The organism is Pseudomonas sp. NY15372 (genome assembly GCF_048068215.1).
In the GTDB taxonomy this organism is placed as follows: Bacteria; Pseudomonadota; Gammaproteobacteria; order Pseudomonadales; family Pseudomonadaceae; genus Aquipseudomonas; species Aquipseudomonas guariconensis_A.
Window position 1 is genome coordinate 86,259 of sequence record NZ_JBLUPY010000010.1, and the last position, 16,585, is coordinate 102,843.

14 protein-coding genes are annotated in these 16,585 nt (G+C 65.1%); 9 read left to right on the forward strand and 5 right to left on the reverse strand.

Features of this window, described 5'->3' with window-relative positions; translation table 11 throughout:
* Nucleotides 1-20: 20 nt before the first annotated feature.
* Entirely contained in the window at nt 21-947 is a 927-nt protein-coding gene (locus ACNFG0_RS10565; RefSeq protein WP_196166624.1) for a siderophore-interacting protein, read from the reverse strand.
* Nucleotides 948-1,096: 149 nt separating this feature from the next.
* Here ACNFG0_RS10565 and ACNFG0_RS10570 point away from each other — a divergent pair, with 149 nt between their 5' ends.
* A complete protein-coding gene (locus ACNFG0_RS10570; RefSeq protein WP_196145714.1) occupies nt 1,097-2,719 on the forward strand; it encodes a twin-arginine translocation signal domain-containing protein in 1,623 nt (540 codons plus the stop codon).
* Between the two features lie 47 nt (nt 2,720-2,766).
* On the opposite strand, the gene ACNFG0_RS10575 is transcribed toward ACNFG0_RS10570, so the two are convergent.
* Genes ACNFG0_RS10575 through ACNFG0_RS10585 form a run of 3 tightly spaced genes read right to left on the reverse strand, consistent with a single transcriptional unit; the run spans nt 2,767 to nt 7,329 of the window.
* Nucleotides 2,767-4,188, reverse strand: coding sequence for an efflux transporter outer membrane subunit (locus tag ACNFG0_RS10575; RefSeq protein WP_416764757.1), 1,422 nt, complete (start codon nt 4,186-4,188; stop codon nt 2,767-2,769).
* Between the two features lie 3 nt (nt 4,189-4,191).
* Nucleotides 4,192-6,156, reverse strand: coding sequence for a MacB family efflux pump subunit (locus ACNFG0_RS10580; protein WP_416764759.1), 1,965 nt, complete (start codon nt 6,154-6,156; stop codon nt 4,192-4,194).
* Nucleotides 6,157-7,329 (reverse strand): efflux RND transporter periplasmic adaptor subunit, encoded by a 1,173-nt coding sequence (locus tag ACNFG0_RS10585; RefSeq protein WP_416764760.1) that lies wholly within the window; start codon nt 7,327-7,329, stop codon nt 6,157-6,159.
* 206 nt (nt 7,330-7,535) lie between these two features.
* Between ACNFG0_RS10585 and ACNFG0_RS10590 the strand changes: the two genes are divergently transcribed.
* The 3 genes from ACNFG0_RS10590 (at nt 7,536) to ACNFG0_RS10600 (ending at nt 10,091) form a co-directional block, all read left to right on the forward strand.
* Nucleotides 7,536-8,012 (forward strand): sigma-70 family RNA polymerase sigma factor, encoded by a 477-nt coding sequence (locus ACNFG0_RS10590; protein WP_196145734.1) that lies wholly within the window; start codon nt 7,536-7,538, stop codon nt 8,010-8,012.
* Between the two features lie 201 nt (nt 8,013-8,213).
* Entirely contained in the window at nt 8,214-8,699 is a 486-nt protein-coding gene (locus ACNFG0_RS10595) for a histidine kinase (RefSeq protein WP_416764761.1), read from the forward strand.
* Between the two features lie 66 nt (nt 8,700-8,765).
* Nucleotides 8,766-10,091: an MFS transporter gene (locus tag ACNFG0_RS10600; RefSeq protein WP_196155098.1), complete on the forward strand. Its 1,326-nt coding sequence runs from the start codon at nt 8,766-8,768 to the stop codon at nt 10,089-10,091.
* A gap of 213 nt (nt 10,092-10,304) precedes the next feature.
* On the opposite strand, the gene ACNFG0_RS10605 is transcribed toward ACNFG0_RS10600, so the two are convergent.
* Nucleotides 10,305-11,969, reverse strand: coding sequence for an electron transfer flavoprotein-ubiquinone oxidoreductase (locus ACNFG0_RS10605; protein WP_196145708.1), 1,665 nt, complete (start codon nt 11,967-11,969; stop codon nt 10,305-10,307).
* A 547-nt stretch (nt 11,970-12,516) separates the two neighbouring features.
* On the opposite strand from ACNFG0_RS10605, the gene ACNFG0_RS10610 reads away from it, so the two are divergent.
* The 5 genes from ACNFG0_RS10610 (at nt 12,517) to ACNFG0_RS10630 (ending at nt 16,394) form a co-directional block, all read left to right on the forward strand.
* Complete coding sequence (locus ACNFG0_RS10610) at nt 12,517-13,266, forward strand: electron transfer flavoprotein subunit beta/FixA family protein (RefSeq protein ID WP_196145707.1); 750 nt, start codon at nt 12,517-12,519, stop codon at nt 13,264-13,266.
* Nucleotides 13,267-14,196 (forward strand): electron transfer flavoprotein subunit alpha/FixB family protein, encoded by a 930-nt coding sequence (locus tag ACNFG0_RS10615; protein ID WP_196155099.1) that lies wholly within the window; start codon nt 13,267-13,269, stop codon nt 14,194-14,196.
* 207 nt (nt 14,197-14,403) lie between these two features.
* The gene (locus tag ACNFG0_RS10620; protein WP_196145705.1) at nt 14,404-15,225 is read left to right on the forward strand and encodes a substrate-binding periplasmic protein; all 822 of its coding nucleotides are present in this window, start codon (nt 14,404-14,406) and stop codon (nt 15,223-15,225) included.
* A 9-nt stretch (nt 15,226-15,234) separates the two neighbouring features.
* The gene (locus ACNFG0_RS10625) at nt 15,235-15,588 is read left to right on the forward strand and encodes a DUF4398 domain-containing protein (RefSeq protein WP_196145704.1); all 354 of its coding nucleotides are present in this window, start codon (nt 15,235-15,237) and stop codon (nt 15,586-15,588) included.
* Nucleotides 15,585-16,394, forward strand: coding sequence for an OmpA family protein (locus tag ACNFG0_RS10630; protein ID WP_196155101.1), 810 nt, complete (start codon nt 15,585-15,587; stop codon nt 16,392-16,394). Before ACNFG0_RS10625 ends, ACNFG0_RS10630 begins: the two co-directional genes overlap by 4 nt.
* The last annotated feature ends 191 nt before the right edge of the window (nt 16,395-16,585 follow it).

The window sequence follows — 16,585 nt, forward strand, 5'->3', positions numbered from 1 at the left end:
ATCTGCTGCGAAAAATGCCGTCAATCGAACGTCCTGCCGGCGCGCCAATAGCCCATCAGGGTCAGGCAATCGCGCCCGAGTCCTCGCACCTTGATCAGGTATCGGCGGATATCCATGACCGTGGCCGACTCGCCGGCAACCCAGGCGTGGAATTCGCCTCCCTCGCCGCGGCCCTGCTCCCAGAGAATGGTGCGCTCGATGTTTACCTCCTCGAGCTCCACTGCGCTTGCCGTGCCCACGGGTAGGCAAGCAAGTTCACGTATCGCGTGGCGCATGGCTTGACCATGCTCGCAGCGCAGCAGGTCGCGGGGTAGCCAATGCACCTGTGCTGTCGGGCCATGGTGCAACGCAAGGCAGTCGGCTTCCAGCGGCACCTCGATGAACGCATGCACGGTAAGCTCCGGGCGGGTGTCGGCCAGTTGCTCGAGGATACCGGCGATGGCCGGCAGCGCAGTTTCGTCGCCCACCAGGAGCACGTGCCGGGCGCTGTGTGGTGGTTTCCATTCATAGCCACCGGGGTCGCCTTCATAAGCCAGGTTCGGCGCCACCATCTGCAGCCGATCGCCAATGCACGCGTGGGTCGCCCAGGTCGAGGCCGGGCCATTGATGCCATGCAGGACGAAATCCACATCGACTTCCAGGGCCTCGCGGCGCAAGGCGCGAATGGTGTAGGTGCGCATCGGCGGGGTGTGCTCGGGCGCCAGCCCCTGGCGTGCCTGTTGCCAGTGGCCATCCTTGGGCAACTGGGGCGGCTGCCCGGCGGGCGTGGGGAAGAACAGTTTGACGCGCTGGTCGGGTGCCAGGGTAGTCATCTGCGCCACGTCGGCGCCGGAGAAGGTGAACCGGCGCAGGGAAGGGCTCAACGGCTCGATGCTCTTGAGTTCGATGTCGAACAGGCGATAGGCCGGGGCCTTCGGTCGCAGCAGGCGAGAGAGGAGGGATGTCATGGTCGATGCCTCTGGCAGACGGAGTCCAGGAAGTAACGAGCCCGCCTGGCCGTGAATTAAGGCAACGTCCAGCGCAGTAAATTTCCCGCCCCAGGTTACGTCCTAGCTTGGATAGAAACCGCCGCGTGGCAGTAACGGATAGAGGCGCAATGACCATTTCCCGACGAGGATTCATCGCAGGCCTGGCAGTCGCGGGGGCGACCGGTACGGCGGCCTACTACGCGCACAAGGAACTGACCCATGACCCCGAGGACGACATCGTCACACCGGGCGAGGCGAGCGTGGAACTGGCCGACTATGCCGGGCAGGTGTTGGCCGACCGTCTGCGGGGCATCTGGGATCTTCGTTTCGAAGGCGCCGAGTCGGGCCTCGATGGCTTGCCGATGGCCGGTGTCGAGCTGTTCCTCGACGTGGCCACCAAAGGCCGTGGCCTGCGTGGCTTCGTCGACACCGGCGAGCGCTTGCGTGGTCAAGTGCCGGCCCATTACCGAGTCCTGGGCGACCTGGTGGGGGCATCCGCTGCCCAGGTGCGCTGGCGCTTGCTGAACCAGCACGGCGGCCCGAGCTATGAATGCGTGGCCAGCCTCGACGAGGTCTGGGGCAGTTTCGCCAACGCCGGCAGCGGCACCCTGAGTGGTCGCGTGCAACGCCTGGACCGGCCCTTGACGCTGCCGATTTCCGACAGCCGCTTCGTGGCGGTCAAGCGCCTGTTTCCCGAGGCGCGGGAGCGTATCGGCTATACCCCACAGATGCAGGCATGGGTGGTCAGCCCCGAGCACCGCCTGTTCCACCAGCTCTGGCATGCGACCCGGGACAAATGGCACAGGCTGTCGGACAAGCAACGTGGTGCCTTGCGTGGCCTGGGCTGGCAGCCCGGCCCGCGTGACCATGAGCGCGATGCCAGGGGGCCGCGCAAGCACCGCAACGGCTCGGGGGTGGATTTTTTGTTCATGCACCGGCACATGCTCGATGCGGCGCGTCGCTTGCAGGATTTGCCGTCCTGGCCGCATTTCCCGCTGCCGCAGCCAAGCGTGGAGTTCGACCGCGTGGGGTTTGCCCGCTACCACGAGAATCACGACGGCTGCTGCGTGCCGCCCAGCTGGCAGGCACCGGGCGATGATGCCTACGGGCAATGGGTCTCGGCGATCAAGGCTGGTGAAACCTTCTGCAGTAACTTCCAGGTGTGGGAGTCGCAGTACCAGGACCCGCAGTACCTGTCGACACTGAGCCTGGGCGCGCTCGGCTCCGAGATGGAGATGACCCTGCACGACTGGCTGCACATGTGCTGGGCCTCGGTACCGCGCGACCCGGTCAACGGTGCTCCGGTGCCGTTCGCCCGTGACCCTGCCGACTTCGACACGCGCTGGTTCGGGGCCGAGAACGATTTTCTCGGCGACCCATTCTCGTCCCACGTCAACCCGGTGTTCTGGGGCTTCCATGGCTGGATCGACGACCGTATCGAGGACTGGTACCGCGCCCATGAGCGGCACCATCCTGGCCAGGTGCGGCGCCTGCAGGTCAATGGCGTGAAATGGTTCGCCCCAGGGCGCTGGGTCGAAGTCGACGACCCCTGGCTGGGGCCGGATACCCATGGCTGCAGCACCTTGCCAGGTACACGCCCTGGCAAGTCGGTGGAAATGGATGTGGAAACCATGAAACTGGCGCTGCGCATCGTCTTTGGCGAGGACGACAAGCTGGACGGGCTGTTGCGCCGGGTGCCGCGTCGGCCCTGGTATGCGCGGCACCTGTCGTTGAAGAATATCGTTTCCTGAAATAGAGGGTTGGGGCGCTTTGCGCCCCTTTCGCGGGGCAAGCCCGCTCACAGGGGCGGCGCAGATCCGGCTTGAACCTGCCAGCCACCGCCCAAGGCCTTGAACAGCGCCACGCTGCCCTGCAGCCGGGCCAGGCGCAGCTGCGCCTGCTGGTCCTGGGCGTCGTACAAGGTGCGCTGGGTCTGGAGCACGCTGAGCAGGGTCTCGGCACCTGCGCCATAGCGTTGCTGGGCCAGCTCGAAGGCGATGCGCGCCTGGCGCACTTCCTCGTCTTGCCATTGGCGTTGGCGGTCCACGCCGTGGATGGCGTTGAGGGCCTGCTCGACGTCCGAGAAGCCGGCCAGGATGCTGCTGCGGTAGTTTTCCAGCAGCTCTTGCCGTTCGGCGCGAGCCAGGTCTCGGGAGGCGCGCAGGCGGCCATTGTCGAAGACCGGTGCGAGCAGCCCGGCGGTCAGGGTGTAGAACGGGCTGTCGAGGATATCGGCGAAGGTCCGCGCACCACTGCCCAGTTCAGCACCGAGCTTGAATTGAGGCAGCATGGCGGCCCGGGCAACCTGCACGTTGGCGTTGGCGGCCGCCAGGCGCGCCTCGGCGGCGGCGATGTCGGGGCGTCGGCCGAGCAGGTCGCTGGGCACGCCGCTGCCGATCCGTGGCCATTGCAGGGCGAGGATTGACTCGGCGCTGGCCGGCAGTCGCTGCACCGGGTCGCCAAGCAGGGTGGCGAGGGTCACGCGGCTGTCTTGCCATTGCTGCTCGAGCAGCGGCAGCTGCCGCTCTTGGGCTGCGACCAGGCTGCGTTGCTGGGCCAGCTCGAGGCGGGTGGCCGAACCTGAACGTTCGCGTGCTTCGACCAGGCGCAGCACATCACGGGCGTTCGCCAGGTTCAGGCGGGCGATGCGCAGCCGCTCCTGCAAGGCCACGCCGAGCAGGTAGGTGTCGGCCACCGCGCTGGTAAGCGTCAACTCGACCGTCTGGCGATCGAAGCGGCTGGCGTCGAGCGCATGCAAAGCACTGTCGCGTGCCGCGCGCAGGCCGCCCCAGAAGTCGATCTCGTAACTGGCGCTCAGGCGCGTGCCGAAGGTGGTGCGGGTGCGTTCGCTGCTGCTGGTGTCGAGCAGGTCGTTGCCATCGCCGCGCAGCCGGTGCTGACGGCTGCCGTCCAGGCGCATTTGCAGTTCTGGCAGCAACGGGGCGCCAGCGACCACGGCCCGGGCCTGGGCCTGGCGTACCCGTGCGCTGGCCGCGGCCAGGTCATGGCTATTGTGACGGGCACGTTCGATCAGGCGCCCCAGCTCCGGGCTGGCGAAGGCCTGCCACCAGGCAGCGTCCGGCAAGGGTAGGGCGGTATCGAAGGTATCGGCCTGCCAGCTCGCCGGTGGGGTGATGCCGGCACCGGGCGGTGGCTGGGAGCTGCAGGCCGCCAGGGCCAGGCTCAGGGTCAATAGGCTGATGCGGGTTGGCAATGTCATGGGTCACACGCTGGTAAGGGCTTTGACCGGGTCGAGGCGGGCAGCCTTGCGGGCCGGCATGAAGCCGAACACCACGCCGGTGATGACGGCGCAGGCGAAGGCGCCGAGGATGGCAGGCAGGGCGAAGGCCACGGCGATCTCGGCGAGCATCAACACGCCGCCGAGACACAGGGCGAGCACGATGCCGGTCACGCCGCCGACCATCGACAGCATCACCGCCTCGCTGAGGAACTGGCGCAGGATGTCGCGCTGGCGTGCCCCGGTGGCCATGCGTATGCCGATCTCGCGGGTACGCTCGCGCACGGTCATGAGCATGATGTTCATCACGCCGATGCCGCCCACCAGCAACGAGATGGCGGCGATGGCGCCGAGCATCAACGACAGGCTGTTCTGCGTGCGCGCCTCGGCCTGGATCAGTGCGGCGTCATTGGTCAGCTCGAAATCCTGCTTGCCTTGGTGGCGCTGGCGCAGCAGCCGGTCGATGGCGGCCTCGGTGTCGTTGACTCGTGAGGAATCCAGGGCGGCGATGGTGACGTATTCGGGCTCGTAGCGGCCGAACAGGCGGATGGCCGCAGCCGAGTACGGCACCACGATGCGCCCGTCGCTGTCCTGGTCGCCCGAGCTGGCGCCCTTGCCGGCAAGGATGCCGACCACCTGGAACGGCACGTTGCCGATGAGCAAGTACTGGCCGAGCGGGTCGCGCTGGCTGTCGAGCATCTTCTCGCGCACCTTCTGGCCGATCACGGCCACCGCTGCGCCGCTGGCTTCGTCAGCTTCGCTGAAGAAGCTGCCTTCGACCACCGGCCAGTTGAAGATTTCGGGGAACCAGGTGTTGTTGCCGCCGACATAGAACTGCTGGCTGTTGTTGCCATGGCGCACCATCAGTTTCTCGCCGATCACCGGCATGATGCGCTTGACCTGCGGCAGCTCGCCGATCGCGGCGACGTCATCGAGGGTGACGATACCCGCCGGTTCGCCCAGGCTCGCCGGCTTGCCGTTGAGGTAGAGAATGTTCGAGCCGAACGCTGCCATCTGCGCCATGACTTGGCGCTTGCTGCCTTCGCCCACGGCGAGCATCACCACCACCGAGGCGACGCCGATGACGATGCCGAGCAGGGTCAGGGCCGTGCGGAAGCGGTTGATCCACATCATTCGCCATGCGGCCTGCAATGCCTCCAGCAGTTCCCCCTTCCAGGCGCCGCGCTGGGTGGCGCCGCGGTCCAGGCGCTGGCGCAGCTCGTCGGCCTGCACGCCAGGGCGGGTGTCGCCAAGGCCTGCTCCTGACACCGAGTCGCTGGTCTTGAGGCCATCGCGGATCTCGATGACCCGGTGCGCACGCGCCGCCACCTCGCGGTCGTGGGTGATGAGGATGATCACATGGCCCTGGCTGGCCAGCTCGTCGAGCAACGCGATGACCTCGGCGCCGCTGTGGCTGTCCAGGGCGCCGGTGGGCTCATCGGCAAGGATGATGTGGCCGCCGTTCATCAGGGCCCTGGCAATCGACACCCGCTGCTGCTGGCCGCCGGACAGCTGGTGCGGGCGGTTGCCGGTACGGCTGGCCAGGCCCAGGCGTTCGAGCAGTGCCGCGGCGCGCGCATGGCGTTGGGCGGCCGGGGTGCCGGCATAGATGGCCGGCATCTCGACGTTCTCCTGGGCCGAGCCGGACGGGATCAGGTGGTAGCCCTGGAACACGAAACCGAAGGCCTCGCGGCGCAGCCAGGCCAGCTCGTCGCCGTCGAGCTCGGCGACGTCCTTGCCGGCGAAACGGTAACGGCCGCTGGAAGGGCGGTCGAGGCAGCCAAGAATGTTCATCAAGGTCGACTTGCCTGAGCCTGAGGCGCCGACGATGGCGACGAACTCGCCGGGATGGATGCTCAGGCTGATGCCCCGCAATACCTCGACCTCAGGGGTATCGATGCCGCCGTAGGTCTTGCGGATATCGGTCAGTTCGATCAATGGCGCTGGCATTCAACCTCCGCTGGCGGCTGGCGCGCCGATGACCAGGTGCTCGCCTTCGCGCAGGCCGTCGAGGATCTGCACGCGCAAGCGGTCGCTCAGCCCCGTGCGTACCTGGCGCTGTTCGACCTTGCCATCGCGGCCCAACACCTGAGCCAGGCGCAGGTCATCCCCGGCGGTATCCTCCAGGGCGGCCAAAGGTGCGGTAAGGACCTGCCGGGCCTGGCCTGCGACGAAGAACACCTGGGTGGTCATCTCCGCCATCAGCGCTCCATCGGGGTTGTCGACATCCAGCAGTACGGTGTACTGCACCACCTTGCTGCCGGTGGTGCCGGCGCTGGCCGGGCTGCCGCCACCCTGGTTGGCCTGGTCCAATGGCTTGGGTGGGATCGGCAGGATCTGCCGGACGGTGCTGGTCCAGCGCCGCTTGCCGCCGGCCAGGGTGGTGAAATAGGCGGTCATACCGGGTTGGACCTTACCGATGTCGGCCTCCGAGACCTGGGCCCAGACGGTCATCGGCGAGAGCTTGGCGATGCGCAGGATCAACGGGGTCTGCTGTTGGGCGTTGAGAGTCTGGCCTTCCCGGGCATCCACCGCTACCACGGTCCCGGCCATGGGCGCATAGATGCGCGTGTAGCCCAGCTCGGCCTCGTCGCTGCGCAGGCTGGCCTGGGCTTGGCGGATCTGCGCCTGGTACATGTCGATGCGGGCCTGGGTCACCTTGAGCTGGGCCTGTGCCGCCTGCAGGTCCTCGGCCCGTGTGGCACCGGCGGCGGCCAAGTCGCGCTGGCGCTTGTACTGCTGGCTGGCCAACTGGTACTGGGCGCGTTGTTCGGCCAGCTGGGCCTTGAGGTTGTCGATCGAAAAGCGCCCGGCGTCGAGCCTGGCCTGCTGGGTGGAGGGGTCGATCTCCACCAGCAGTTGGCCCTGGCGCACGGTCTCGCCCACTTCCACATGCAGTTTGCGGATCTGCCCGGAGGCCTGGGCGCCTACATCGACATAGCGCCGTGGCTGCAGTGTGCCCAGGGCGGTCACGCTGCTTTCGATGTCGGCGCGGGTGACGGCCACGGTGCTCACCGGCTGTGCGCCGAAGGGCAGGGTCTTCCAGGCCAGCAGGCCACCCAGGCCAAGCAGGCCCAGGCCACCGAACAAGATGCGACGGCGGGTGATGGTCAAACGTCTCATGGGGAACTTCCAGCCAGGAGTAATGGCCATGCGCCGCCAATCAGGGTGCGCAAGGAGGTCACCGATAGACGAAGGCCAGGTGGCGGGATTTAACCGAGGGCTCGCTGTTGCTGAGAATCATTATAATTTGTAAGATGCCGCGCTGATATCACGCTGTCCCGTGGGCCGGTCTACTAGTGTCGAGCAGGGAAATGCCAGGTACCGTCGTGGAACATTACTATCGTGAGCTGGTGAGTTTCCTTTGCGCGCGCCTGGGCAATCGCCAGGCGGCGGAGGATGTCGCCCATGATGCCTACCTGAGGGTGCTGGAGCGGACCGACGCGCAGCGCATCGAACACCCGCGCGCTTTTCTCTATCGCACCGCCTTGAACCTGGTGGTCGATCGCCACCGGCGGCATCAGGTGCGTCAGGCCGAGCCGCTGGAAGTGCTCGACACCGACGAGCGCTGGCATGGGCCGGGGTTGTCCCAGCGCATGCAGCTGGACCAGCGCCTGGAGTTGATGCAGCGGGCTCTGGACGAGCTCAGCGGGCCGTGCCGGGACAGCTTCCTGTTACGCAAGCTCGAAGGCCTGTCGCACCAGCAGATCGCCGAGCGCCTGGGCATCTCCCGCAGCCTGGTGGAAAAGCACATCGTCAACGCCATGAAACACTGCCGCGTGCGCATGCGCCAATGGGAATCCTGAGGTGCCTGCGAGCAGGCGTATCAGCCCTGTTACACCCTGGGAAGCAGCTCGAAAATTCCCCCTGTCGGCGACTTGATTTCTCCCCGTTTCACGACAACTATCAAGAAAGACCCCCGCCCGGCACCGTTCTGGCGGTTGCCTCAACTGGCGCAGTAATGGTCAGGGAATTTCCCTCAACACCTTGTTGCCCAGGTCCAGACGATGCCAAACAAGACCCTGCGCATCCTCATTGCCGATGAGCATCCGTGCCAGCGCCTGCAGCTGGAAAAGATGCTCAATGGCCTGGGCTATTACCGCATCGCCCCCGTAGAGAGCTTCGAAGACCTGCAGCGCCTGGTGCAAAGTGCGCTGCAGCCATTCCACCTGCTGATCGGCAGCATCGAGCTGGCCAGCCACGCCGGCGTCGACCTGGTGCGGTTCTGCCGTTGCAGCGCGCAGATCCAGCATGCGCTGTTGTATCACTCCCAGCACCCGAAGCTGCCTGCGGTACCCAAGGCGCAGCGCCAGGCTGTCAGTGTCAGCCTGCCCCAGGTACCGGACGACGAAGCCTTGCAATCGTTCATGGCGATCATCGATGAGCCCGCCCTGGTGGGGCAGGTGCTCCTGCCGCCAGGGTTGCCCCGTGACGCGCTCGGTTCCAGCCGACGGATGAACTTCGGCCGCACGGTGTTCAGCCGCTCGACCTGAGTCGCGTGGGGCTGGCCGCGGGCATTTGTTATCCTCTTGCCCTTTGCCGATCTGTGGAACCTTGCCATGACAGCCATCGATACCGCCCGCCCGCCCCGGTTCAGCCGCGGCGACCACAGGACCCTGGGCCTGGCGGCGCTGGGCGGCGCGCTGGAAATCTACGATTTCATCATCTTCGTATTCTTTGCCCTGACCTTGAGCCAGCTGTTCTTCCCCCCGGAAATGCCCGAGTGGCTGCGGCTGCTGCAGAGCTTCGGGATTTTCGTCACCGGTTACCTGGCCCGGCCCCTGGGCGGCATCCTCATGGCCCACTTCGCCGACCACCTGGGGCGCAAGCGGGTGTTCAGCCTGAGCATCCTGATGATGGCCTTGCCCTGCCTGCTGATCGGGGTGATGCCGACCTATGCCGACATCGGCTATGCCGCGCCGCTGATCCTGCTGGCCTTGCGTATCCTCCAGGGTGCGGCGGTGGGCGGCGAGGTACCCAGCGCCTGGACCTTCGTCGCCGAGCACGCACCCCAAGGCCGGCGTGGCTATGCCCTGGGGTTCCTGCAGGCCGGGCTGACCTTCGGCTACCTGCTCGGCGCCCTGACCGCGACCTTGCTGGCGCAGGTGTACAGCCCGCAGGAGATTCTCGACTATGCCTGGCGCTACCCATTCCTGCTGGGCGGTGTGTTCGGCGTCGTTGGCGTGTGGCTGCGCCGCTGGCTGAGCGAAACCCCGGTGTTCCTGGCCCTGCGCGAGCGCCAGGAACAGCCGGTGGCCTTCCCGCTGCGCAGTGTGCTGGGCGAGCATCGCCGGGCACTGATCCCGGCGGCGCTGCTGACGTGCGTGCTGACCTCGGCGGTGGTGGTGCTGGTGGTCATTACGCCGACCGTCATGCAGCAACGCTTCGGCATCGCTGCCGGGCATACCTTCGCCTTGAGCAGCGTGGGCATCGTGTTCCTCAATATCGGCTGCGTGCTGGCGGGAATGCTGGTCGACCGCATCGGCGCCTGGCGTGCGCTGATGCTCTACAGCCTGTTGCTGCCCCTGGGCATTGGCGCGCTGTACGCCAGCCTGGTCGGGCAGGCGGGCTGGATCTGGCTGGCCTATGCGTTGGCCGGGTTGTGCTGTGGCGTGGTAGGGGTGGTGCCGTCGGTGATGGTCGGGTTGTTCCCTGCGCAGATCCGCGTGTCCGGCATTTCGTTCACCTATAACGTCGCCTATGCCCTGTGGGCCAGCACTACCCCGTTGGCATTGATTGCGTTGATGCCATGGAGCCCCTGGGTGTGTGTCGGCTTTTGTCTGCTGATGGGCCTGGTCGGTGCGCTCACCGCCTGGTATTTCGGGCGCCGCGAGCCGCTGGGCGTTGCCGCTGAACCGGTGCCGATCATGTGTGGTGACAAATGAGGTTCTTCACGGAATGTAGGGAAGGGTATGGGCTTGTCGGAAGATGAGTAGGGTGGTGGGTGCCTATCTTGGGGTTTGAGGTGATGCGTAGATCGCGCGCCGCCCGCGCGGCGCGCGATCTCACAGGCGCCGAACCTTTCACGACGAACACTTCTAAGGCCATAAAAAAGCCCCCGAAATCGGGGGCTTTTCGTGGCCGCGAGGGCAGGGTGTTTACATGTTCGGGTAGTTCGGCCCGCCTGCGCCTTCAGGAGTGACCCAGGTGATGTTCTGGGCTGGGTCCTTGATGTCGCAGGTCTTGCAGTGCACGCAGTTCTGCGCGTTGATCTGGAAGCGCTTGCTGCCGTCTTCCTGGGTGACCACCTCGTACACGCCCGCCGGGCAGTAGCGCTGGGCCGGTTCGTCGTACAGCGGCAGGTTGCTGGCGATCGGCACGTTCGGGTCAGCCAGCTTCAGGTGGCAGGGTTGTTCCTCTTCATGGTTGGTGCTGGAGAGGAATACCGAGCTGAGCTTGTCGAAGCTGAGCTTTCCGTCCGGTTTCGGGTAGTCGATCTTCTTCGCGTCGGCGGCCAGCTTCAGGCAGGCGTAGTCCGGCTTGGTGTCGTGCAGGGTGAACGGCAGCTTGCCGCCGAACCAGTTCTGGTCGACATAGTTGAAGGCCGCGCCGAGGATCGGGCCGAACTTGTGCATGGCCGGGCCGAAGTTGCGGCTGGCGTACAGCTCTTCGTACAGCCAGCTGGCCTTGAAGGCGCTGACATAGCTGTCGAGCGTATCGCCACCTTCGCCGCCGGCGAGCAGGGCATCGGCCACCGCGTCGGCAGCGAGCATGCCGGATTTCATCGCGGTGTGGCTGCCCTTGATCTTGGCGAAGTTCAGGGTGCCCAGGTCGCAACCGATCAGCGCGCCGCCATTGAATACCATCTTCGGCAGCGAGTTCAGGCCGCCCTTGCAGATGGCGCGGGCACCATAGCTGATGCGCTTGCCGCCTTCGAGGTACTGGCTGATCACCGGGTGGTGCTTCAGGCGCTGGAACTCGTCGAAGGGCGACAGGTACGGGTTGGCGTAGGAGAGGTCGACGATCAGGCCGACCACCACCTGGTTGTTTTCCAGGTGATAGAGGAAGGAACCGCCGGTGTTCTCGGCGCTCATCACATCCAGCGGCCAGCCAGCGGTGTGCACCACCAGGCCCTGCTCGTGCTTGGCCGGGTCGATTTCCCAGATTTCCTTCAGGCCGATGCCGTAGTGCTGCACGTCGGCTTCGCTGTCGAGGTTGAAGCGCTTGATCAGCTGCTTGCCGATGTGGCCACGGCAGCCTTCGGCGAACAGGGTGTACTTGGCGCGCAGTTCCATGCCTGGGGTGTACAGGCCGTCCTTGGGGTTGCCTTCGCGGTCGACACCCAGGTCACCGGTAATGATGCCGCGGACCACGCCGTTCTCGTCGAACAGCGCTTCCTGGGCGGCGAAGCCCGGGTAGATCTCGACGCCCAGGTTCTCGGCCTGCTGGGCCAGCCAGCGGCACAGATTGCCCAGGGAGATGATGTAGTTGCCCTGGTTGTGCATGGTCTTGGGCACGAACAGGTCAGGGACCTTGGTCGAACTGGCGGCATCCTTGAGTACATAGATGTCGTCGCGTTTGACCTCGGTGTTCAGCGGTGCACCGAGCTCCTTCCAGTCGGGGAACAGCTCGTTCAGGGCACGGGGCTCGAAGACCGCGCCGGAGAGGATGTGGGCGCCCACCTCAGAGCCTTTCTCGACCACGCAGACGCTGATCTCGTTACCGGCTTCGGCGGCCTTCTGCTTCAGGCGGCAGGCGGCGGACAGGCCCGCCGGGCCTGCGCCGACGATGACCACGTCGAATTCCATGTATTCGCGTTCCACTGGTTCTCTCCTACTCAAGGCTCATCGCTGTTGCTTGTCTTGTCTTTTTGGGTGATGGAGGGTCATGCACGGCTGTGTAAGCTGTAGCTTCGTGGATGACGGACTACACCGCTTTGTCTTGGCCGCGCATTATATCTACACCACTTGGCGGGTCCAATACAAACGTTTGTTTGAATTTGCCGGAGCCCAGTAAAATCACTGGGACGCAGCTGGAGGCTGGCCGATTTGCCGTATTGACCGGATTGGGTGTTACGGTCAAGATACGAGCGGTTTTACGCTCGCCGTAGGCTGACCGCCGGGCGCAGGCGCACCCCTAAAGACCAGGCGTGGAGCAGGGTTTTCGGGCCGAATCCGGTTTTGTAGTGGAGTCTACACGCCACGACAGGAAATGACCCGTGGGTTTTGCCTGTGGAGTCGATACAAGACTGTTCGGTCACAGAAATACCTTTGTAGCCAGGAACGTTTTTAGAGGTGCCCTTGTACCCACGCGCAATCGCCGGGCCCGCCCCAGGCGACATTCTTTTCACCGGAGAGTAACGAGGAATCCATGAAGGTTCTTGTAGCTGTCAAACGAGTGGTCGACTACAACGTCAAGGTTCGCGTCAAGGCGGACAACTCCGGCGTCGACCTTGCAAACGTCAAGATGTCCATGAACCCCTTCTGCGAGATCGCCGTCGAAGAAGCCGTACGCCTGAAAGAGAAGGGCGTGGCCACTGAGATCGTCGCCGTTGCCGTCGGCCCGACCGCAGCCCAAGAGCAGCTGCGTACCGCCCTGGCCCTGGGTGCAGACCGCGCCATCCTGGTCGAAACTGCCGAAGAGCTGAACTCCCTGGCCGTGGCCAAGGCCCTCAAGGCCCTTGTCGACAAAGAGCAGCCGCAGCTGGTCATCCTCGGCAAGCAAGCCATCGACAGCGACAACAACCAGACCGGCCAGATGCTGGCTGCGCTGACCGGCTACGCGCAAGGCACCTTCGCCTCCAAGGTGGAAGTCGCCGGCGACAAACTGAACGTGACCCGCGAAATCGATGGCGGCCTGCAGACCGTCGCGCTGAACCTGCCGGCGATCGTCACCACCGACCTGCGTCTGAACGAGCCGCGCTACGCGTCGCTGCCGAACATCATGAAGGCCAAGAAGAAGCCGCTGGAGACTGTCACTCCAGACGCGCTGGGCGTCTCCACCGCTTCCACCACCAAGACCCTGAAAGTCGAAGCCCCGGCTGCTCGCAGCGCAGGCATCAAGGTCAAGTCGGTGGCCGAACTGGTCGAGAAACTGAAGAACGAGGCGAAGGTAATCTAAATGACTATCCTGGTTGTCGCTGAACACGAAAACGGTGCCGTTGCCCCGGCCACCCTGAACACTGTTGCCGCTGCCGCCAAGATCGGTGGTGATATCCACGTGCTGGTCGCAGGCCAGAACGTCGGTGGCGTCGCCGAAGCTGCCGCCAAGATCGCCGGCGTTGCCAAGGTGCTGGTCGCGGACAACGCTGCCTACGCCCACGCCCTGCCGGAAAACGTCGCACCGCTGGTGGCCGAGCTGGGCAAGGGCTACAGCCATGTACTGGCCCCGGCCACCACCAATGGCAAGAACATCCTGCCGCGCGTTGCCGCGCTGCTGGACGTCGACCAGATCTCCGAGATCATCGCGGTCGAGTCGGCCGATACCTTCAAGCGCCCGATCTATGCCGGTAACGCCATCGCGACCGTGCAGTCCAGCGCTGCGGTCAAGGTCATCACCGTTCGCGCCACCGGTTTCGACGCCGTGGCCGCCGAAGGTGGCTCGGCGGCGGTCGAGGCTGTCGGTGCCGTTCACGACGCGGGCAAGTCTGCCTTCGTCGGCGAAGAGCTGGCCAAGTCCGATCGTCCTGAACTGACCGCTGCCAAGATCGTCGTGTCCGGCGGTCGTGGCATGGGCAATGGTGACAACTTCAAGCACCTGTACGCGCTGGCCGACAAGCTCGGCGCTGCCGTCGGTGCCTCGCGTGCCGCGGTCGACGCAGGCTTCGTGCCCAACGACATGCAGGTCGGCCAGACCGGCAAGATCGTGGCCCCGCAGCTGTACATCGCCGTCGGTATCTCTGGCGCGATCCAGCACTTGGCCGGCATGAAGGATTCCAAGGTGATCGTCGCGATCAACAAGGACGAAGAGGCGCCGATCTTCCAGGTTGCCGATTATGGCCTGGTCGCCGACCTGTTCGAAGCGGTTCCGGAGCTGGAAAAGCTGGTCTGATCCGCCTGCTTCACTTATAAAGAAACCCGGCCCTCGTGCCGGGTTTTTTTATGGGCCCATCGCCGGCAAGCCGGCTCCCACAGGGCCTCGCAAAATCAATTGGTTACACCTGTTCTATGAGAGCCGGCTTGCCGGCGATGGGCTGCGAGGCACCCCTTCTTTCCCAGGATGTGGTGACGTATTTTTTCTGGTTGCAAGGAGTAACGCATGGAGTTTCGCAAAGCGGGCAGGGCGCTGGCTTGCATGGCGGCGTTGTTGTCGCCCATGGCGATGGCGGCAGGCAAGTGCGAACGCCTGGTGGCGACCGGTAGCCCGGATGCGCCGCCGTATTCCTGGCAAGACCCGAAGGACCCCAAGCACTTGATCGGCGCCAACGTCGACCTGCTGCGCCAGGTCGCCGCCGAGCTGGGTGTGTCGGTCGAGGTGCTGCACGCCGGCAAGCGCGACCAGGCCTTGGAAGAAGTGCGCAGCGGGCGCATGGACCTGTTGATCGACACACCGATGCAGATCGACCAGCTCAGCACGCTGGACTATATCCACCCACCCATGCAGCTCAACGAATACCTGGTCTGGACCCGGCACGACGCTAACGTGGTGTTCGATGGCCCTGCCGACCTTGCACAATACCGCGGTAGCCTCTCCGAGCGGGCTCGCCTGACCCCGGCGTTCGAGGCGTTCGCCAAGGCCCAACTCAAGCTCACGCCTGCGCAGAATCTGACACAGGCTTTCCAGCAGCTGGTGCTGGGCCAGGTCGACTACGTGCTGGCCGGGCGCTACGCCGGCATGGGCATGGTCCAAGGCCTGGGCCTGGGCAATGAACTGATAGCCCGCGGCCTGCCGGTGGATCGCCCTGGCCTGTACCTCGCCGTGTCGCACAACTCGGCCTGCAATGACGCCTGGCTGCGCGGACAACTGGCAAAAAAACTGACAGAATTGCCGATCTCCGGGGCGTCCCAGGCCGTGCTGCAGCGTAATGTCGAACGCTGGAAGGCGCAGATGCAGGCGCCGCTGGACGCCCCTAAACAGTAGGAAGATTGCGTGAGAACCCAACCCCTGATCCTTGCCCTGGCCGTGCTCGGCTTGGGTGGCTGTGCCAATGACCCGGCGCCCAACGAGCAGATGCGTCTGTCCGAGCAGGCCCTTGAGCAGGCGCGGGCCGTCGGTGCCACCGAGCAGGTGGCGGAACTGAAGCTGGCTGAAGACAAACTGGCCCGGGCCAAGAGCGACATGCTCACCGAGGACTACCGCGACGCCCGCCTGCGTGCCGAACAGGCCGAGCTGGATGCGCGCCTGGCCGAGGCACGGGTGCTGACCCAGAAAAGCGAAGAGCAGCTCGATGTGCTGCAGTCGCGGGTCAAGCGCCTGCGCAAGCAGCTGGAGGTGCAGCCATGATGCGCACGTCTTCGATGGCCGCTCTGGCGCTGCTGGCACTGGTCGGGTTGCAGGGCTGTGCCAGCCAGCGCAGCGAGTCTGCGCTGAACGAGGCCAGTGCCGCGTTCCAGAAGGTCAAGGATGATTCCGACGTACTGCGCAGCGCACCGCGGGACGTGATCCGCGCGGGCGAGTCGCTGGCTCGCGCCGAGCGCCTTTCGAGCTATATCGGCACCGGTTCCGATGTGCGTCACTATGCCTACTTGAGCAAGCGCTACAGCGAGATCGCCAGTGAGCATGCCAAGCTGGCGTCGAACCAGGAGCGCCTGGCCAAGCTGGACCTGGAACGTCAACGCCTGCAGTTGGCCCTGCGCGAAGCCAAGCTCGCCAGCGTGCAGCAGCAAGGCAAGTGGGTCGAGGCGCAGATCGCTGCGCTGACATCCGAGCAGAGTGACCGGGGCCTGGTGATGACCCTGGGGGACGTGCTGTTCGACACCGGTCGCGCAGAGCTCAAGACCTCTGCCAGCCGTACCGTGCTCAAGCTGGTCCAGTTCCTTCAGCTCAACCCGCGTCGGGTGGTGCGGGTCGAAGGCTATACCGACAGCACCGGTGCGCCGCAAGACAACCTCAAGCTGTCACGCGACCGCGCCCAAGCGGTGGCCGATATGCTGGTGGACCTGGGTGTCGACGACAAGCGCATCCAGGTCGAAGGCTACGGTGACCAGTATCCGATCGACGCCAATGCCTCCGAGCGTGGCCGGGCGCAGAACCGCCGGGTGGAAATCGTCTTCTCCGACGACAAGGGCAAGCTCGCACCGGCGCGTTGATGCAGGCTTGCGCAACCTGTGGGAGATCCCCCAGCCCGAAGGGCTGAGGATCTCCCACAGCGGCAGCCCCATTGGTCTCCCATGGCACTCCTCCACACCGATGCGTTCGTCGGTAGCCGCTTTGTTCGTTGATTCTGTAGCTGTTACTCGGCTGTATGGTTGAGTATTCTGCAATCTGTCCCAGTACACTT